Genomic DNA, 20,733 nt, shown 5'->3' on the forward strand with positions numbered 1-20,733 from the left:
AAGGGAGAAGAAAGAGCAAAGAAGTAAGATTTTAAAAAAAAAATCTTTCATCTTGGTTCTTGCTTCTAAAAAAATAAAGCAATGAGTACTTTCGATATAAATACAATTACACGTGAAAACGTAAAATCCTTAAAACCTTATTCTTCCGCGAGAGACGAGTTTGAAGATTTTGATACTGCCGAAATGATTTTTTTAGATGCCAATGAAAATCCGTTTCAAAATGGCGTAAACCGTTATCCGGATCCACAGCAGAATTCGGTTAAAGCGATTTTGGCTAAAAATAATTTAATAAAACAAAATCAGATTTTGTTAGGAAACGGAAGCGATGAAGTTTTAGACTTGCTTTTCAGAGCTTTCTGTGAGCCAAATAAAGACAATATTATTTCGTTGCCACCAACATACGGGATGTATGGTGTTTTGGCGAATATCAATGCAGTTGAAAATAGAGAAATTCTTTTAACTACTGATTTTCAGCCACAAGTAGAAAAAATTATAGAAGCGGTTGATGAAAATACCAAAATCATTTTTTTATGCTCGCCAAATAATCCAACAGGAAATTCTTTTTCAGATGAAAGCGTGGTGAAATTGCTTCAAAATTTCAAAGGTTTGGTGGTGATAGATGAAGCGTATATAGATTTTTCAGAGAAAGAAAGCTGGCTGGCAGAAATCGATGCTTATCCGAATTTAGTAATTACGCAAACACTTTCTAAAGCCTATGGTTTAGCAGGAATTCGCTTAGGGATTTGCTATGCTTCTGAAGCGGTAATTTCAATTTTGAATAAAATAAAGCCACCTTATAATGTAAACGAATTAACACAGCAAAGAGCAATTGAACGCTTAAAAGATTCTGATAAAATAAAACAAGAAATAGCTTCAATTATCGAACAAAGAGAAGAGTTACTTAAAGTTTTGCTTGAAGTGAGTTTTGTAGAAAAAGTATATCCAACTGAGGCCAATTTTATCTTGGCAAAAGTAGATGACGCGAATAAAAGATACGATCAATTAATCGAAAAAGGAATAGTAATTAGAAACAGAACAACACAGCCTTTATGTGAAAATTGTCTTCGTTTTACAATAGGAACAAAAGAAGAAAACGCTGTTGTAATTAGAGAATTGAAATTATTAAACTAGAAATTATTAGCTACAGATTAGAAAGATTAAAATGATTTCTTTCTGTTCGTGATTTTTAGCCACGAATTAAATTAGAGAAATTCGTGAATTCGTGGCTAAAAAAATCATATTAATCTGTGAAATCTGTGGCAGAAAAAATAAATTATGAAAAAAGTACTTTTTATCGATCGTGACGGAACGATTGTTTTAGAACCTGAAAATTATCAATTAGACAGCTTAGATAAATTAGAATTTTATCCGAAAGCCTTTCAATATTTGGCTAAAATCGCTACTGAATTAGATTACGAATTGGCAATGGTAACCAATCAGGACGGATTAGGGACAGACAGTTTTCCAGAAAATACATTTTGGCCAACACAAAATTTTATCCTGAAAGCATTTGAAAACGAAGGAGTTGTTTTTGATGAAATTTTTGTAGACAGAACTTTCCCTGAAGAAAATGCGCCTACACGCAAACCAAGAACTGGAATGTTGACTAAATATTTAAACAATCCAGAATATGATTTAGAAAATTCTTTTGTTTTAGGCGATCGTTTAACTGATGTAGAATTGGCTAAAAACCTTGGTGCAAAAGCCATTTTTATGAATGATACGGATGGTGCGGGAAGTAACGAAATTTCGGCAAAACGTGAAGAATTGAATGAAACAATCGTTCTGCAAACAATGGATTGGAAGAAAATCTATGAGTTTTTGAAATTAGAAGCGCGTTCAGCTTCAATTACAAGAAAAACAAACGAAACTGATATTTACATCAATCTAAATCTTGACGGAACAGGAAAAAGCAAAATTGATACTGGAATTGCATTTTTCGACCATATGTTAGACCAAATCTCACGTCACGGTCAAATGGACTTAGAAATCACTGTAAAAGGCGATTTAGAAGTCGATGAGCATCATACCATCGAAGATACAGCAATTGCTCTAGGAGAAGTTTTCGCGAAAGCGTTGGGGAACAAATTAGGAATCGAACGTTACGGATTCTGTCTTCCAATGGATGATTGTTTAGCACAAGCAGCAATTGATTTCGGAGGAAGAAATTGGTTGATTTGGGAAACAGAATTCAAACGTGAAATGGTCGGAAAAATGCCGACTGAAATGTTTTATCATTTCTTCAAATCTTTCACAGACGGGGCAAAAGCCAATTTAAACATCAAAGCAGAAGGAATCAATGAGCATCATAAAATCGAAGCCATTTTTAAAGCTTTCGCAAAAGCGATAAAAGTAGCCGTAAAAAGAGATACCGAAAAAATGATTTTGCCTTCAACGAAGGGAATGCTTTAAATTAGTCAAAAGTGGAAAGTCATAAAGTCAAAAGATTCCAAAATTGTAGGTATTAAAAATAGACTTTAAGACTTTCGACTTTCGACTTTAAGACTAAACAAAATGAAAATAGTAATTATAAATTACGGAGCAGGAAATATTCAAAGCATTATGTTTGCTATTGAAAGATTGGGTTTTAAAGCTGTTCTGAGTAATAATCGGGAGGAAATTAAATCGGCAGATAAAGTGATTTTTCCTGGCGTTGGCGAGGCGAGTTCTGCTATGACAAAACTTCGAGAAAGTGGTTTAAATAGTTTGATTCCTGAATTGAAACAACCTGTTTTAGGGATTTGCCTGGGAATGCAATTAATGTGCAATCAAACGGAAGAAGGAAATACAAAAGGTTTAGGAATTTTTGATGTTGACGTTTTGAAATTTTCAAACAACGTAAAAGTGCCTCAAATGGGCTGGAATCAGATTTATGATTTAAAAACCGATTTGTTTAAAGGAATTTCTGAAAATGAATTTATGTATTTGGTTCACAGTTTTTATGCACCAAATTGCGCAGAAGCCATCGCAAAAACAAATTACGATGTTGAATATGCGTCGGCTTTACAAAAAGATAATTTTTACGGAACACAATTTCACCCAGAAAAAAGCGGTGACGTTGGAGAGAAAATCCTTGGAAATTTTCTAAAAATGTAGAATTTTAAAATTTCAATATCAAAAATCAATTTCAATTTTTAGAGACTCTAAAATTTTGACTTTAAGACTTTAGACTTTCAAACTTTAAGACTAAAAAAATGAGAATAATACCAGCCATAGATATCATTGAAGGAAAATGCGTTCGTTTGTCCAAAGGTGATTATGATACTAAGATAATTTACAATGAAAATCCGCTTGAAGTGGCAAAATCATTTGAAGCACACGGAATTGAATATTTACATTTAGTAGATCTTGACGGAGCAAAATCAAGCAAAATTGTCAATTATAAAATATTAGAGCAAATCGCAACTCAAACCGGTTTAAAAATTGATTTTGGCGGCGGATTAAAATCAGATGATGATTTAAGAATTGCTTTTGAAAGCGGAGCAAATCAAATAACTGGCGGAAGTATTGCCGTAAAAAACAGAGCAATTTTCGAAAAATGGATTTCAGAATACGGTTCAGAAAAAATTATTTTAGGCGCTGATGCAAAAGATGAAAAAATAGCAGTTTCTGGCTGGCTAGAAGAATCAAATGAAGATTTGGTGCCGTTTATTCAGGATTATCAATCAAAAGGAATTCAGTATGTTATTTGTACCGATATTGCAAAAGACGGAATGCTTCAAGGACCAAGTTTTGATTTGTACAGTAAAATTTTGGCTGAAGCTGGCGGCATAAAGTTAATCGCTTCTGGAGGAATTTCAACTTTCGACGAATTGCCAAAATTAGCCGAATTAGGCTGTGAAGGAACAATTATCGGAAAAGCGATTTACGAAGGAAGAATTTCCTTGAAACAACTAGAGGATTTTATAATTAGAAAATAGAACAATTGAAATAATGTGTCAATTAGAAAATTAGTCAATTATTTAGCGTATGGTTAAAATTATCTAATTTTCTAATTTTCAAATTATCTAATTGTACAAATTGATACATTAAAAACATGTTAGCAAAAAGAATCATACCTTGCTTAGATATAAAAAACGGAAGAACCGTAAAAGGCGTTAATTTCGTTGACTTGCGTGATGCCGGAGATCCTGTAGAATTAGCTGCAATTTATTCGGCTGAAGGCGCAGACGAATTGGTTTTTCTGGATATTTCGGCAACAGAAGAACGACGCAAAACACTTGTAAATATGGTGCGAAGCGTGGCAGAAAAAATCAATATTCCGTTTACAGTTGGTGGCGGAATTTCATCTGTAGAAGATGTTGATATTCTGCTGAATAACGGAGCAGATAAAGTTTCGATCAATTCATCGGCAGTAAAAAATCCGCAATTGATTAATGACTTGGCACAGAAATTTGGAAGCCAATGCGTTGTCGTTGCTATAGATGCCAAACAAATTGATGGTCAATGGATTGTGCATTTAGTTGGCGGTAAAGTGCCAACAGAATTAAATTTATTCGATTGGGCGGTAGAAGTTGCAGAACGTGGTGCAGGAGAAATTTTATTCACTTCGATGGATAACGACGGAACTAAAAACGGTTTTGCAAACGAAGCTTTGGCTAAACTTTCAGAATTAGTAAATATTCCAATTATAGCTTCTGGAGGAGCTGGAAACATACAGCATTTTGTAGATTCATTTAAAGAAGGAAAAGCAGACGCAGCTTTAGCAGCAAGTGTTTTTCACTTTAAAGAAATCGAAATCAAAGCGTTGAAACAAGAGTTAAGAAATAATAATATAGAAGTTCGATTATAGTTTTAACTTTAAGACTTTGGACTTTACAACTTTAGACTAAAATTATGGAAATCGATATCAAAAGCGCACACGGATTAATTCCGGCAATTATTCAGGACTCAGAAACAAAAAATGTTTTGATGTTGGGGTATATGAACGAAGAATCGCTTCAAAAAACAATAGAAACACAAAAAGTAACTTTTTTCAGTCGTTCGAAGCAAAGACTTTGGACAAAAGGTGAGGAGAGTGGCAATTTTTTGAATTTGGTAAGCATTAAAAATGATTGTGACGGAGATACGCTTTTAATTCAGGCAAAACCAGTTGGCCCAACATGTCACACAGGCGCAGATACGTGCTGGCAAGAACCAAATGATGCCAATTACGGTTTTATTTCTCAGTTGGAGAATACAATAAAAACCCGAAGAGAAAATGCTGATTCTGAGAAAAGTTATGTAGCTTCTTTGTTTGAAAAAGGAATCAATAAAATTGCTCAAAAAGTAGGAGAAGAGGCTGTTGAAGTTGTTATTGAAGCAAAAGACAATAATGATGATTTATTTCTAAGCGAAAGCGCCGATTTGCTTTTTCATTATCTAATTTTATTGCAAGCAAAAGGTTATCAATTGAATGACGTTGTTGAAGTATTGAAAAAACGTCAGAAGTAGTGAATTTGCGAAAAAATATTTACTAAATTATGTTAAAATAGAAATTATTTTTTGATATTTACGTAAATATTTAATTTATGGATATCGAAACTTTCAGAAAACGTTTTGTAGATCATTCAGATGATGATTTGATTTTAATGGTGACTAAAAACGCCAGCAAATACAATCCTGATGCCCTGCTTGTAGCAAAGGAAATCTTGATTTCAAGAAATGTTGATATCGAAACTATTCTCAAAGAAGAAAGTGAAAATAACCAATCGGAGAAAGAACCTGAAATAAGACATATTGAGGATCTTTCTCCTTTGGAACAAATCGAATATTTATCGGAGAAAAGGCTTGAATTTGAAGAGAATATTGAGGAAATTATTGAAAACAGCAAAAAAGATTTGACAGATGAAGAACTGCTTCAAAATTTTGAAAGCATTCTTGACAAGATTATAGAAAACGGAAAATTCGGGGAATTTTCAGACAGTCATTCTAAAGAAAATTACTTTATTGTCAGTACTATTATTGAGCAGCGAAGCATCAAAATTCCAGTTTCAATTCTGAAAAAAATTGACAGTTTAAACGGCCTTGCCCGAAAAGATTTTTCAAGAAAATTTACTAGAAATATTATAATCGGACTTGTTCTTTCAACTCTTGGGCTAGTATTTTCTATAGGAACGGGTGGTGGCATTATTTTTTATGGTGCTGTATTATCTGGCTTAGGACTTATTGTTAATGGTATTGTAGGAAAAAGGCAATTGAAAAGAGGAGATCAAATTGTGCTTGAATCTTACGGTTAATAGTTGCCATAATTTTTTTTTGCTATGAAACTTTTTGTATGCTTGATTTTGACTTTATTGCCCTCTTTCAATTTTGATTACAAAAAAATGGAAATACCATATTCGATTGTAATTTCAAAAGCTGACCTGATTGTTGACGGTACAATTTTAAAAGTTTCAAAAAACAGTTACGAATTCAAAGCGAATCAGTTCATTAAAGGAAAATCAAATTCAAAAATCAATGTTGAAATTTGGGATGAATGGCTTTGCGATCCGAGAAATAAAGAATTAAAAGCGGGACAGCGATTAATCTTGTTTTTAGAAAAAAAGGCGAATGGTAATTTTTATCCAATAAATGAAAGTACTGGCGAATTGTATATTGATAATGATGCTTTTCTGAATATATTTCTTCCAAAAGATTTTTCTTCTCCAACAGTCTTAAAAGAAGGCGTTTCTATGTTTTCTAGAACATTTACAATACATGGAAATTTAAATGATAGATATTTTCAAGATATTTACTTTCAATCCAATAAGTCAATATTCGAAATTTATAAGATGAAAGAAAGCAATTCCTGTTTTAAATTTATAGTTGATCATAATTTAGTTACTCCACTGTAAAATATATTTCGGAATCGCAATTTCCTAACTAAATGATTTGTTAATAATAAAGTTATTCTATGAAAAAGTATTTTGGTGTTGTTTTGATTGCTTTTATTTCCAATTTTCCAACACAGGCACAATCCATTTTTAGTAAAACTGATGTTTTGACACATCAAGACACTTTGCGCGGAAGCATCACAAAAGAAAGAGCTTGGTGGGATTTGAAATATTATCACTTAGATATAAAAGTAAATCCGTCTGATAAAACAATTACGGGTTCAAATACAGTGCGTTACACTGTTTTATCTGAAAATAATAAAATGCAGATTGATCTTCAAGAACCAATGAACATTTCAAAGGTAACTCAAAATGGAAAAGATCTAAAATTTGAAAGAAACGGAAGCGCTTTTTTTATTACGTTAATCGAAAATCAAAAAATTGGTGAAACAAAAGAGATTGTAATTTCTTTTGGAGGAAAACCTAAGGAAGCCGTTAATCCGCCTTGGGACGGAGGAATTACTTGGAAAAAAGATAAAAACGGAAAAGATTTTATTGCCTCATCATGTCAAGGACTTGGCGCTAGTATTTGGTGGCCGTGCAAGGATCATATGTATGATGAAGTAGAAAATATGCTAATCAGTGTAAATGTTCCAGGAGATTTAACTGATGTTTCAAACGGAAGACTGCAAAGCGTTAAAAAGCAAAAAGACGGAACCAAAACTTTCAATTGGTATGTTGCCAATCCAATCAATAATTACGGAGTAAACATCAATATTGGGGATTATGTAAGTTTTTCTGAAAAATTTAAAGGAGAAAAAGGTGATTTAGACTGTGTTTATTATGTTTTAAAAGATAATTTGGCTGTTGCCAAAGAACATTTTAAAGACGCTCCCCGAATGCTAAAAGCTTTTGAAAACTGGTTTGGTCCTTATCCGTTTTATGAAGATAGCTATAAATTAGTCGAAGCACCATATTTAGGAATGGAACATCAAAGTTCTGTGACATACGGAAATGAGTTTAAAAATGGCTATCTAGGTCATGACTTAAGCAGAACGGGCTGGGGTTTGAAATTTGATTATATAATTATTCATGAATCTGGGCATGAGTGGTTTGCCAATAATATCACTTATAAAGATATTGCTGATATGTGGATTCATGAGAGTTTCACTAATTATTCAGAAGCGTTGTTTGTGGAATATTATTATGGAAAAGATGCTGCAAATGCCTACATAAAAGGTTTAAGAAAACAAATTAGCAATGACAAACCAATTATTGGCATTTATGATGTAAACAAGGAAGGTTCAGGAGACATGTATCCAAAAGGGGCAAACATGCTTCATACAATTCGCCAACTAGTGAATAATGACGACAAATGGAAATCAATTTTAAGAGGCTTAAATAGTACTTTTTATCATCAAACGGTTACCACCAAGCAAATTGAAGATTATATCAGTGCACAATCGGGGATTAATTTAAAGACTGTTTTTGATCAATATTTAAGAACAGCGCAAGTGCCAACTTTAGAATATTTTTTCGCTAATCATAAATTAGGTTTTCATTGGATCAATTGCAATTCAAATTTTGACATGCCTATAAAAGTCACTTTAAATGGCGTTGAAACTTGGTTAAAACCAACCGCAGAATGGCAAGATATGAATGTGAAAGGAGAACAGAATACTTTAGTAGTTGACGAGAATTTTTATATCATAAAATCCAATTTGAATAATTAATTCCTATAATTGTTTAAAAATCAATCCCGACAAGCGTTTTTGACTTTTGTCGGGATTTGTTTTTTGTTTCAAAAATCATAAAATTTTCAAAAACTTAATCAGTTTGTTTACATTTGCTGAAGACTATATAGGTCTATGTATCTTTTTTTTACAAATTTTTAAATAATGAAGAAATATTTTGGTAGCGCTTTTATCGCTTTTTTAGTTGGTTTCGGCGCAAATGCACAAGGGCTTTTAAATAAGTCAGAAACTGTTTTTACACATCAGGATACTTTACGCGGAAGCATTACAAAAGAAAGAGCTTGGTGGGATTTGAAATATTATCATTTGGATGTAAAGGTAAATCCGTCAGAAAAAACAATTACGGGTTCAAATACAATGCGTTATACTGTTTTGAGTGAAAACAACAGAATGCAGATTGATTTGCAGGAACCAATGAACATTACTAAGGTGACTCAAAATGGAAAAGATTTAAAATTCGAAAGAGACGGAAACGCTTTTTTTATCACTTTGACTGAAAAACAAAAAGTTGGAGAAACAAAAGAAATCGTAGTTTCTTTTGGAGGAAAACCTAAAGAAGCCGTGAGACCGCCATGGGACGGAGGAATTACGTGGAAAAAAGATAAAAACGGAAAGGACTTTATTGCTTCATCTTGTCAAGGACTTGGCGCGAGTGTTTGGTGGCCATGTAAAGACCACATGTACGACGAAGTCGAAAATATGTTGATAAGCGTAAATGTTCCTGGAGATTTAACCGATGTTTCAAACGGAAGATTAAAAAGCGTTAAAAAAGAAAAAGACGGTACTAAAACTTTCAATTGGTACGTTTCAAACCCAATCAATAATTATGGTGTAAACATCAATATTGGGGATTATGTGAATTTCTCTGAAAAGTATAAAGGAGAAAAAGGTGATTTAGATTGTAATTACTACGTTTTAAGAGATAATTTGGCTCTAGCCAAAGAACAATTTAAAGATGCACCAAGAATGCTGAAAGCTTTTGAAAACTGGTTCGGACCTTATCCTTGGTATGAGGACAGTTATAAGTTAGTTGAAGCACCCTATTTAGGAATGGAGCATCAAAGTTCTGTAACTTACGGAAATGGCTATAAAAATGGTTATTTAGGCCGAGATTTAAGCGGAACAGGCTGGGGATTGAAATTCGATTTTATTATTATCCACGAGTCTGGACACGAATGGTTTGCTAACAATATTACATATAAAGATATTGCAGATATGTGGGTTCACGAAAGTTTCACAAACTATTCTGAAAGCCTTTTTCTAGAATATTATTATGGAAAAGACGCTGCTGCAGAATATATTATCGGTTGCAGAAAAAACATTAAAAATGACACTCCAATTATTGGACATTATGATGTAAACAACGAAGGTTCAGGCGATATGTATCCAAAAGGAGCTTCAATGCTTCACATGATTCGTCAGGTGATTAATGATGATGCAAAATGGAAATCAATTTTGAGAGGAATGAATAAAAAATTCTACCATCAAACGGTTACCGGAAAGCAAATTCAGGATTATATCAACGAACAATCTGGAATTAATTTCAATAGAGTTTTTGCACAATATTTGACTACAACTCAAATTCCGGTTTTTGAATATATGTTTAAAAATGGAACTTTTGGATATCATTGGACAAATTGCGTAGCCAAATTTGATATGCCGATAAGAGTAAAATTAAACGGTGTCGAAATGTGGCTAAAGCCAACAACAGAATGGCAGTCTGAAAAAACAACAAACGAAGATAGAAAAGTAGAAGTTGATAAAGATTTTTATGTGACGAGTTCTAATATTGTCGAATAAAAGTTCAACAAATTTCAATTTTTAAAATCCCAAATTCCAATTTTAAGTGGAGTTTGGGATTTTTTTACGTTTGGTTTGTGCAAAGTATGTCATTTCGAGGAAGGAGAAATCTCCGCAAGTAGCTCCGCAAGCAATGTCATCAATCTTTGTAGAGTTTCTCGCGAAGATTTCTCCTTCCTCGAAATGACAAAAAGCGTGGAAAATTAAATTTTCCACGCTTTTTTTATTGGAATTTAGAATTTAGAATTTAGAATTTAGAATTGAAAATTTTATCGACTATTTAGCTTCGCCTTTTCTTTAATAATATCAGCAATTTTGCGATTCTCAATTTTGCTTTCCAACCACGAAATAATATCTAAATACAAGAAAGCTCTTTTTTCATAAGTATTCTTTTCAAGTTCTACAAAACGGGCGTGCATTTTTTTGAATTCCTTCTTGATATCTGCCGGATAAAAGTTATTTAAGTTTCTTAGAAATTTAATGATTTCCTTTTGGACTTCATGTAAATCATTCATTTTCAGCAAGAACTTATAAGTGCTTTTAAGATGATTCTCTAAATAATAATCTTTTCCTAATTCATAATGTGCAATCAAAGATAAAAGTCTTGCAAAGCACATTAAATCTTCACGCATCGTTAAATTCTTGTTGTTGATGATTTTATCCAAATAATTGATGCACTCGTTGTATTTTTCGTTTCCAAAATAAATTGAAGCAATTTTATAGAAAAACAACATTTCGTGATGCTCATCCAAGTGTTCACTGTGAAGTTTTAGTTTTTCTAAAATCTCCGGAATCAAATATTCGCTTTCTGCAAAAGTTCCTTCCAGAATATGCAAATTCAATTTATTATTATAGATGTACAGAAATGATAGCGATGCAATGTTATCGTTTACCGGAAATTTATCATCAGCAATAGTTTCTTCTAAAAGCGAAAGGTATCTTTTGAAATTCGAAGTATATTTCAGCATATAAAGTGATTCCAAAAAATAATGATTTCCTTTTAAGAAAAACACCGGATTCAAATAAATCATATTCGGATTATCATAAAACAAAGTCACCCATTTATAGGCATATTTGTAGCTCGCCAAGAAATCCTGAACCAAGAAACTACGCCATAAATTGGCATTGTAAAACCAGTATTTTTCTCTGAAACCAAATTTGCTTTCGTCAAGTTTTGCAATATGTCGGTTGAAATAATCGTCGATATATTTATATTCGGCATCACTTTTTACGTAACCTGTTTTTAACATGATTCCGTACAATTGAAGCGATAAATTCGATAGTTTGCTTGAAATCGTATTTCTGTAATTCAATTCTTTTGCTTGAATAACTAATTCATCAGCGCGGCCTTGAATACTTCGGGTAATATATTGTGATTCGATCAATTTTTCGAATTCTACAATTTCATACGCCATATATTTTTCATCGTTTTCTAAAGCTTGCTGTTTTGTCTTGTCTAGAATTTTTAAACTCTGTTTATACAAACCTTTATTATAAAGAATAACAGCAAAATCTATCTGTTCGCGCAATTGATAACGAATATTCTGACTCGGAATATTTAATCGGATGCTAACTAAAATTTGCTTGTATAAGTATGATTTTAAGTTAGATAATTGAACTTTTTTGATGCTTCCGCTTTTTAAAATGAGCTTTTCATCATACGTTTCAGACTTGTCTAAAATATTGAACAGTTCGATAAATTTTGTATTCGAACTGGTTTCTAAGCGACTCGCAAAAATTTTAAATTGTCTTTTTTCAGATTTGGAAAGCGATTTAATCAGAACAAATAAGAAATCTTTTTGATGGTTAGCCATTGTAAAAAATAATAATATAACTTATTGATTATAAGGTTATTAGATGGATATAAAATGATTTATGAACAGTATAATTTCATTAAATTGAATTTCGTACTGCATAAGTACAATATATATTTGTTATCACAATGTGAAATTACATTAAATTAATGAATATGAATAGAGAGAAAGTTCAAATTTTTGACACCACTTTGCGCGATGGTGAACAAGTTCCAGGATGTAAGTTAGATACTAAACAAAAATTAGTTATCGCAGAACGACTAGACAAAATGGGAGTTGATATTATCGAAGCAGGTTTTCCTGTGTCAAGTCCGGGCGATTTTTTATCGGTCTCTGAGATTTGTAAAATTGTAGAAAATGCAACCGTCTGCGGATTGACAAGAGCCGTGAAAAATGACATTGATGTTGCTGCAGCTGCCTTGAAGCACGCGAAGAAACCTAGAATCCATACCGGAATCGGAACCTCAGAATCTCATATCCTCCACAAATTACAAACCACGCCCGAAGATATTATTGCTAGAGCAAAATTTGCAGTTTCTCACGCAAAATCTTATGTAGAAGATGTTGAATTCTATGCTGAAGACGCTGGAAGAACTGATAATGCGTTTTTGGCAAAAGTTTGTGAAGAAGTGATCAAATCTGGTGCAACTGTATTAAATATTCCTGATACAACAGGATATTGCCTTCCGGAAGAGTACGGAGCAAAAATTAAATATTTGAAAGAAAACGTAAAAGGAATTGAAAATGTAATTCTTTCATGCCACTGTCATAATGATTTAGGAATGGCAACTGCAAACTCAATTGCAGGAGCTATAAATGGAGCAAGACAAATTGAATGTACCATTAATGGTATTGGTGAAAGAGCTGGAAATACAGCACTTGAAGAAGTGGTGATGATTTTCAAACAACACCCTTACTTAAATTTGGATACAAACATCAATACGAGAGAATTAAACGAAATGAGCCGTTTGGTTTCTGAAAGTATGGGAATGATTGTACAGCCAAATAAAGCGATTGTTGGAGCAAATGCATTCGCGCACAGTTCTGGAATTCACCAAGACGGTGTTATCAAAAACAGAGCAACGTACGAGATCATGGATCCGTTAGATGTTGGTGTGAATGAATCTTCAATCATTTTAACTGCTAGAAGCGGAAGAGCAGCTTTGGCTTACCGTGCAAAAAAAATAGGCTATGAGCTTACAAAAGTACAATTGGATATTGTATATATTGAGTTTTTGAAATTCGCTGATATTAAAAAGGAAGTTGTTGATGCTGATATTCATCAAATTATTGAAGCTTCAAAAATTCAGGGAGAATTAATCAGAAGCTAGTTGAAAAGAAAATAGAATAAAGAAGAAAGAAAAATAACAAAGATTTAAATCATAAAGAACGAGACGTTATGAATTTGAAAATAGCAGTTTTACCAGGAGACGGAATTGGACCAGAAGTAATTTTACAAGCCAAAAAAGCATTATACGCTATTGGTGAGGTGTATAATCACGAATTTGTTTTTGAAGAGGCACTTATGGGTGCTGTTGCAATTGATAAAACAGGAAATCCGCTCCCGGAACAAACGCTAAATCTTTGTTTAAATACAGATGCAGTTTTGCTTGGTGCAATTGGTGATCCAAAATACGATAACAACCCAAATGCAAAGGTTCGTCCTGAACAAGGATTATTAAAACTGCGAAAAGAATTAGGATTGTTTGCTAATATTCGTCCAATTAAGCCTTATAAAGCTTTAATTGAATCTTCTCCTTTAAAAAGAGAAATTATTGAAGGAGCTGATTTTACCATTTTTAGAGAATTAACAGGTGGAGCTTATTTTGGCACAAAAACACTTAATGAAGAAGGAACACATGCTTCAGATTTATGTGAATATTCAGAAGAAGAAATTACCAGAATTGCACATTTAGCTTTTAAATCGGCTCAAAAAAGACGTAAAAAGCTGACAATGGTTGATAAAGCAAATGTTTTGGAAACTTCAAGATTGTGGAGAAAAGTAGTTCAGAAAGTGAGTGAAGAGTATTCAGATGTTAAACTTGATTTCTTATTTGTTGACAACGCAGCAATGCAGTTGATTTTGAATCCAAAACAATTTGATGTGATTTTGACTGAGAATTTGTTTGGAGATATTTTATCTGATGAAGCCAGCGTAATTACTGGATCTATTGGTTTGTTGCCGTCAATTTCTTTAGGAGAAAAAAATGCTTTGTTTGAGCCAATTCACGGATCGTATCCGCAGGCAAAAGGAAAAAATATTGCCAATCCGATTGCTTCGATTTTGGCAGCAGCACTTTTGTTGGAGCATTTTGGATTAACTAAAGAAGCTAATGTAATTTATAAAGCGGTAGAAAAAGCAATTGAATACCAGGTGGTTACAGTTGATTTGAAATCAGATTCAAAATTTGGAACAAACGAGGTTGGAGAGTTTGTTTCTAATTTTATTTTTAGCAAAGATGATTTGCTGTATTTCAATAATGATAACGTAAGTATTGGGCAATCGACAATTGTTTAATATTTTTTGTTAAAACGTAGAGGAAATAACAAGAAGTCTTTAAAATGTTGAGATTTTATTTTTTTAGTTCTTAAAGTTTGTTTACTTTTGTGACACTAAAAAATAGAAAAGATGCAAATCTCAGTTATTATTATTACTTCTGTCGTTGTTGTCAATGTGATTAGCACATCTGCGTCGGGAATGGTATAAATATAATTGAAAGACTATATTATAAACCTTCCAAATACTGGAAGGTTTTTTTTTGAACAAAAATTAAAATAAAATAATACATAATGGAATTAAATAAGTACAGCAAGACCATCACTCAAGATCAGACACAGCCTGCAGCGCAAGCGATGTTATACGGGATTGGTTTAACTGAAGAAGACTTGAAAAAAGCACAAGTTGGAATTGTGAGCATGGGTTACGATGGTAACACTTGCAACATGCACTTGAATGATTTAGCTAAAGATGTCAAAAAAGGTGTTTGGGATGCTGATCTGGTCGGACTTATTTTTAATACTATTGGTGTTAGTGACGGAATTTCAAACGGAACTGAAGGAATGCGTTATTCATTAGTTTCTCGTGATGTAATTGCTGATTCTATTGAAACAGTTGCCGGAGCACAATGGTACGATGGTATAATTGCAATTCCTGGATGTGACAAAAATATGCCTGGAGCACTTATTGCAATGGGAAGATTGAACCGTCCATCAATGATGGTTTACGGAGGATCTATTCATTCAGGAAAATGGAAAGGAGAATCTTTGAATATCGTTTCTGCTTTTGAAGCTTTAGGGAAAAAAGTGAAAGGCGAAATTACTCCAGAAGATTTTAAAGGCGTTATCCAAAATGCTTGTCCAGGCGCTGGCGCTTGCGGCGGTATGTACACTGCAAATACAATGTCATCTGCAATTGAAGCATTAGGAATGAGTATGCCATATAGTTCTTCAAATCCTGCTTTAAGTCAGGAGAAGAGAGATGAATGTGTTGCTGCGGGAGCTGCAATTAAAATTTTATTAGAGAAAGATATTAAGCCAAGAGACATTATGACTCGCAAGGCTTTTGAAAATGCTATTACAATTGTAGCGGTTTTGGGAGGTTCTACAAATGCAGTTATGCACTTAATCGCGATGGCACATTCGGTTGGAATTACAATCACTTTGGATGATTTTCAAGCAATTAATGACAGGACTCCTGTTCTTGCTGATATGAAACCAAGTGGTAAGTACATGATGGAAGATATTCATGAAGTTGGAGGAATTCCTGCAGTAATGAAATATTTATTAAAAGTTGGATTGATTCACGGAGAATGTTTAACTGTAACAGGAAAGACAGTTGCTGAAAATTTAGCTGCAACTCCAGATTTACAAGATGGACAAGAAGTAATTCACGAAATTCAAAAAGCGTTGAAGCCAACAGGAAATATTCAGGTTTTATATGGAAATCTTGCTTCTGAAGGCGCTGTCGCAAAAATCAGCGGAAAAGAAGGAGAATATTTCGAAGGTCCAGCTGTAGTATTTGAAGGTGAATTTGAAGTAATTCCAGGTCTTCAAGCCGGAAAAATTAAACCAGGTAATGTAGTCGTCATTAGAGGTTGTGGACCAAAAGGTGGTCCGGGAATGCCTGAGATGCTGAAGCCTACATCCGCTATTATTGGTGCTGGATTAGGAAGCAGCTGTGCACTAATTACAGATGGTAGATTCTCGGGCGGTTCGCACGGTTTCGTGGTAGGACACGTTACACCAGAAGCATATGACGGTGGAGGTATTGCACTAGTAAAAGATGGAGATATTATCGCTATTGATGCTGTGAAAAATACAATCGACTTAAAGATATCTGAAGAAGAATTTGCAGCTAGAAAAGCTAGCTGGGTTCAGCCTCCTTTAAAAGTTGACAGAGGAGTTTTGCTTAAATACGCTAAATCGGTATCAAGCGCTTCTACAGGTTGCGTTACCGATAATTAATTTAAAAACAATAATATCAAGAATCAATTGAAATACGGATATTGATTCTTGAAAAACAATATACTATGAGAATATCAGGGGCAGAAGCCGTTATAAGATGTTTGTTAGCAGAAGGTGTAGACTTGATTTATGGTTATCCAGGTGGAGCGATCATGCCAGTTTACGATGAATTATATAAATTTCAGGATCAGTTGCACCACGTTTTAGTACGTCACGAACAAGGTGCAACGCATGCCGCTCAAGGTTATGCAAGAGCTACAGGGAAAGTAGGAGTAGCGATTGCGACTTCTGGACCAGGAGCAACTAATTTGGTAACAGGAATCGCTGATGCTCAGATCGATTCGACTCCAATGGTTTGTATTACAGGACAAGTTGGAAGACATTTATTAGGTTCTGATGCATTTCAGGAAACGGATATTATTGGAATTTCAACTCCAGTTACAAAATGGAATTTTCAGGTAACTGAGGCTTCTCAAATTCCAGAAATTATTGCAAAAGCGTTTTATATCGCTCGTTCTGGACGTCCAGGGCCAGTTTTGATTGACATTACTAAAAATGCTCAGTTTGATGAGTTTGATTTTAGCTATGAAAAATGTACAGGAATCAGAAGTTATGTTCCTGTTCCAAAATTAAATTTAGATAAAGTTGCCGAAGCGGCTGCATTGATCAATAGTGCAAAGAAACCATTAATCGTTTTTGGGCAAGGAATTATTCTTGGTCAAGCAGAAGCAGAATTTAAAGCGGTAATCGAAAAATCTGGAATTCCAGCAGCATGGACAATTTTAGGGCTTTCAGCTTTACCTACAGATCATCCTTTAAATGTTGGAATGCTTGGAATGCATGGAAATTATGCGCCAAATTTATTGACAAATGAGTGTGATGTTTTAATTGCTTTCGGAATGCGTTTTGACGACCGTGTTACAGGTAAATTAAGTACTTATGCAAAACAGGCAAAAGTAATTCACTTCGAAATTGATCCTGCTGAAATTGATAAAAACGTTAAAACTGAAATTGCAGTTTTAGGTGATGTAAAAGAATCTCTTGCGGCTTTATTGCCTTTATTGGATGAAAAATCACACGATTTATGGCACAATGAATTTAAGGCATTGCAAGAAGTTGAATTTAACTCGGTAATAAAAGAAGAATTGAATCCAACGAATGGTAAAGGAATTTCAATGGGAGAAACTATTGAAATGATCAACAAACATTCAAAAGGTGATGCAATTATCGTTTCAGATGTTGGTCAGCACCAAATGTTTGCTTGTCGTTATGCAAAATTCAATTCGACTAAAAGCAATATCACTTCTGGTGGATTAGGAACAATGGGATTTGCGCTTCCAGCAGCAATTGGAGCAAAAATGGGAAAACCAGAACGAGAAGTGGTAGCGATTATTGGTGATGGTGGATTCCAAATGACAATTCAGGAATTGGGAACAATTTTCCAGACTGAAGTTCCAGTTAAAATTGTGGTTTTAAATAATGAATTCTTAGGAATGGTGCGTCAATGGCAGGAATTGTTTTTTGACAATCGTTATGCATCAACAAAAATGATTAATCCAAATTTTGTTGCAATTGCAGAAGGGTATCATATTAAATCTAAAAAAGTAACACAACGTGAAGATTTAGACGAGGCTGTTGCAGAAATGCTTGCTTCTAAAGATTCTTTCTTCCTAGAAGTCATGGTGGAAAAAGAAAACAACGTTTTCCCAATGATTCCAACAGGGGCATGTGTTTCAGAAATTAGATTAAGCTAAGAAAAAAAAGTTTCATGTTTCAAGTTTTAAGTTCCAAGTTCGACAACTTGAAACATGGAACTTGAAACTAAAAAAACTAAAAAACAAATGGAAGATAAAACTTTTACCATATCGGTATACTCAGAAAATAATGTGGGTTTGTTGAACAGGATATCTGGAATATTCTTAAAGCGTCACATTAATATATTAAGCCTAAATGTTTCTGAATCAGAAATAGAGAATGTTTCAAGATTTATTATTGTAGTAAATACAACTGAAAAATGGGTTCAAAATATTGTTGGCCAAATTGAAAAACAAATTGAAGTAATAAAAGCATTTTATCACACAGATGAAGAGACGATTTTCTTAGAAAATGCTTTATTCAAGATCGCTTCAAGTTTGTTGTTTGACGAGAAACAAATTCAGAATATCATCAAAGAGAGCCAATCAACGATTGTGACAGTTTCTCGTGATTTCTTCGTGATTTCAAAATCGGGAAGACGTTCTGAAATTGAAGAATTGTACGAAAAATTCAAACCATACGGAATTATGCAATTTGTTCGTTCTGGAAGAATTTCGGTTTCTAAAGAAAAAATGGAGATTTCAACATTATTAGAAACTTTCAAATAAAATCATTCATACTTAAATATAGATTACTTATTAAATTACACATTCATTAAATAAAAAAAAATGGCAAATTATTTCAACACATTACCACTTAGATTACAATTAGAGCAACTTGGAGTTTGCGAATTTATGGAGCAGTCTGAATTTGCAGACGGAATCGCAGCTTTAGCAGGAAAAAAAGTTGTTATCGTAGGTTGTGGTGCACAAGGTTTGAATCAAGGTTTAAACATGAGAGATTCTGGTTTAGACATTTCTTATGCATTGCGTGCAGATGCAATTGCTGAAAAGAGAGCTTCATATAAAAATGCAACTGAAAATGGATTTAAAGTAGGAACTTATGAAGAATTGATTCCAACTGCTGATTTAGTTTGCAACTTAACTCCAGACAAACAGCATACTGCTGTAGTTACTGCAATTATGCCATTAATGAAACAAGGATCAACTTTAGCATATTCTCACGGTTTCAACATTGTTGAAGAAGGAATGCAGATTCGTAAAGATATCACTGTTATTATGTGTGCTCCTAAATGTCCTGGTTCTGAGGTTCGTGAAGAGTACAAAAGAGGATTTGGAGTTCCAACTCTTATTGCTGTTCACCCAGAAAATGATCCAAACGGATTTGGTTTAGATCAAGCAAAAGCTTACGCTGTAGCAACTGGAGGACACAGAGCTGGAGTTTTAAGATCATCTTTCGTAGCAGAAGTAAAATCTGATTTAATGGGTGAGCAAACAATTCTTTGTGGATTATTGCAAACAGGATCTATTTTATGTTTTGATAAAATGGTTGAAAAAGGAATTGATGCAGCTTATGCTTCAAAATTAATTCAGTACGGATGGGAAACTATCACTGAAGCTTTGAAACATGGTGGTATTACAAATATGATGGACCGTTTGAACAATCCTTCAAAAATTGAAGCTTACGAATTAGCTGAAGAATTGAAAGACATCATGCGTCCATTATTCCAAAAACACCAAGATGATATCATTTCTGGAGAATTCTCAAGAACTATGATGATTGACTGGGCTAATGATGATGTTAACTTATTGAAATGGAGAGCAGCAACAGGAGAAACTAACTTCGAAAAAACTGCACCGCAAGAGGCTCCAATTTCTGAACAAGAATATTTTGACAATGGAGTTTTAATGATTGCAATGGTAAAAGCTGGTGTTGAATTGGCTTTCGAAACAATGACAGAAGCTGGAATTATTGAAGAATCAGCTTATTATGAGTCATTACACGAATTGCCATTAATTGCAAACACAATTGCAAGAAAGAAATTATTCGAAATGAATCGTGTAATTTCTGATACTGCTGAGTACGGATGTTATTTGTTTGATCATGCATGCAAGCCATTATTGACTGAATTCATGAAAAAAGTAGAAACTAACATTATCGGAAAACCATTTTCAACTTCAAACGGAGTAGATAATGCAGTATTAATTGCTGTAAACAGAGAAATTCGTCAACATCCTATTGAAGAAGTAGGAGCTTGGTTGAGAGAGTCTATGACAGCAATGAAAAAAATTGGATAATTAAAAAGTTGGGGAAATCTCGCAAAATTGGATTTTGCGAGATTTGCACTGTATCATGATTTGTAATATTTTGAATTAGTAAGCACTTATTAAGAAACTAGATATAGATGCATGTTGCATTCACTTAACTTCGGTGAAAGTAAGTTAAGTGAAGCTAATCCCTTATAATGGGGTATATTTTTGGTAGAAATATACTTGTTGAAATTTCTATATT

Annotated in this window: 17 protein-coding genes; 16 read left to right on the plus strand and 1 reads right to left on the minus strand. The window is 33.5% G+C overall.

Features of this window, described 5'->3' with window-relative positions:
- Positions 1-81 precede the first annotated feature (81 nt).
- From hisC to SCB73_RS17180, 10 genes are all read left to right on the plus strand, one after another.
- The gene (gene hisC / locus SCB73_RS17135; RefSeq protein WP_320567410.1) at positions 82-1,131 is read left to right on the plus strand and encodes a histidinol-phosphate transaminase; all 1,050 of its coding nucleotides are present in this window, start codon (positions 82-84) and stop codon (positions 1,129-1,131) included.
- A 144-nt stretch (positions 1,132-1,275) separates the two neighbouring features.
- A complete protein-coding gene (gene hisB / locus SCB73_RS17140) occupies positions 1,276-2,412 on the plus strand; it encodes a bifunctional histidinol-phosphatase/imidazoleglycerol-phosphate dehydratase HisB (RefSeq protein WP_320567411.1) in 1,137 nt (378 codons plus the stop codon).
- 102 nt (positions 2,413-2,514) lie between these two features.
- On the plus strand, positions 2,515-3,096 hold the full coding sequence (hisH, locus tag SCB73_RS17145; RefSeq protein ID WP_320567412.1) for an imidazole glycerol phosphate synthase subunit HisH: 582 nt from the start codon (positions 2,515-2,517) through the stop codon (positions 3,094-3,096).
- A 98-nt stretch (positions 3,097-3,194) separates the two neighbouring features.
- Complete coding sequence (hisA, locus tag SCB73_RS17150; protein ID WP_320567413.1) at positions 3,195-3,920, plus strand: 1-(5-phosphoribosyl)-5-[(5-phosphoribosylamino)methylideneamino]imidazole-4-carboxamide isomerase; 726 nt, start codon at positions 3,195-3,197, stop codon at positions 3,918-3,920.
- Positions 3,921-4,036: 116 nt separating this feature from the next.
- Positions 4,037-4,792 carry an imidazole glycerol phosphate synthase subunit HisF gene (hisF, locus tag SCB73_RS17155; protein ID WP_320567414.1) on the plus strand — a complete coding sequence of 252 codons (756 nt, stop codon included), beginning with the start codon at positions 4,037-4,039 and terminating at the stop codon, positions 4,790-4,792.
- A 44-nt stretch (positions 4,793-4,836) separates the two neighbouring features.
- A complete protein-coding gene (gene hisIE, locus SCB73_RS17160) occupies positions 4,837-5,433 on the plus strand; it encodes a bifunctional phosphoribosyl-AMP cyclohydrolase/phosphoribosyl-ATP diphosphatase HisIE (RefSeq protein WP_320567416.1) in 597 nt (198 codons plus the stop codon).
- Positions 5,434-5,510: 77 nt separating this feature from the next.
- Entirely contained in the window at positions 5,511-6,218 is a 708-nt protein-coding gene (locus SCB73_RS17165) for a hypothetical protein (RefSeq protein WP_320567417.1), read from the plus strand.
- Positions 6,219-6,305: 87 nt separating this feature from the next.
- On the plus strand, positions 6,306-6,815 hold the full coding sequence (locus SCB73_RS17170; protein WP_320567418.1) for a hypothetical protein: 510 nt from the start codon (positions 6,306-6,308) through the stop codon (positions 6,813-6,815).
- A 59-nt stretch (positions 6,816-6,874) separates the two neighbouring features.
- Positions 6,875-8,527 (plus strand): M1 family metallopeptidase, encoded by a 1,653-nt coding sequence (locus SCB73_RS17175; protein ID WP_320567419.1) that lies wholly within the window; start codon positions 6,875-6,877, stop codon positions 8,525-8,527.
- Between the two features lie 165 nt (positions 8,528-8,692).
- Complete coding sequence (locus tag SCB73_RS17180; protein WP_320567420.1) at positions 8,693-10,348, plus strand: M1 family metallopeptidase; 1,656 nt, start codon at positions 8,693-8,695, stop codon at positions 10,346-10,348.
- Positions 10,349-10,617: 269 nt separating this feature from the next.
- Here SCB73_RS17180 and SCB73_RS17185 read toward each other — a convergent pair whose 3' ends face one another.
- A complete protein-coding gene (locus tag SCB73_RS17185; RefSeq protein WP_320567421.1) occupies positions 10,618-12,162 on the minus strand; it encodes a hypothetical protein in 1,545 nt (514 codons plus the stop codon).
- Positions 12,163-12,317: 155 nt separating this feature from the next.
- On the opposite strand from SCB73_RS17185, the gene SCB73_RS17190 reads away from it, so the two are divergent.
- From SCB73_RS17190 to ilvC, 6 genes are all read left to right on the plus strand, one after another.
- Positions 12,318-13,493 carry a 2-isopropylmalate synthase gene (locus SCB73_RS17190; protein WP_320567422.1) on the plus strand — a complete coding sequence of 392 codons (1,176 nt, stop codon included), beginning with the start codon at positions 12,318-12,320 and terminating at the stop codon, positions 13,491-13,493.
- Between the two features lie 68 nt (positions 13,494-13,561).
- Positions 13,562-14,680, plus strand: a complete 1,119-nt coding sequence (leuB, locus tag SCB73_RS17195) for a 3-isopropylmalate dehydrogenase (protein WP_320567423.1) — start codon at positions 13,562-13,564, stop codon at positions 14,678-14,680.
- A 272-nt stretch (positions 14,681-14,952) separates the two neighbouring features.
- Complete coding sequence (gene ilvD, locus SCB73_RS17200) at positions 14,953-16,626, plus strand: dihydroxy-acid dehydratase (protein WP_320567424.1); 1,674 nt, start codon at positions 14,953-14,955, stop codon at positions 16,624-16,626.
- 65 nt (positions 16,627-16,691) lie between these two features.
- Positions 16,692-18,380 (plus strand): biosynthetic-type acetolactate synthase large subunit, encoded by a 1,689-nt coding sequence (gene ilvB / locus SCB73_RS17205; protein ID WP_320567425.1) that lies wholly within the window; start codon positions 16,692-16,694, stop codon positions 18,378-18,380.
- A gap of 87 nt (positions 18,381-18,467) precedes the next feature.
- Positions 18,468-18,989, plus strand: a complete 522-nt coding sequence (ilvN, locus tag SCB73_RS17210; protein WP_320567426.1) for an acetolactate synthase small subunit — start codon at positions 18,468-18,470, stop codon at positions 18,987-18,989.
- Between the two features lie 60 nt (positions 18,990-19,049).
- Positions 19,050-20,519, plus strand: a complete 1,470-nt coding sequence (ilvC, locus tag SCB73_RS17215) for a ketol-acid reductoisomerase (RefSeq protein ID WP_026729819.1) — start codon at positions 19,050-19,052, stop codon at positions 20,517-20,519.
- The last annotated feature ends 214 nt before the right edge of the window (positions 20,520-20,733 follow it).

The sequence above is a fragment of the Flavobacterium sp. KACC 22761 genome (assembly GCF_034058155.1).
In the GTDB taxonomy this organism is placed as follows: domain Bacteria; phylum Bacteroidota; class Bacteroidia; order Flavobacteriales; family Flavobacteriaceae; genus Flavobacterium.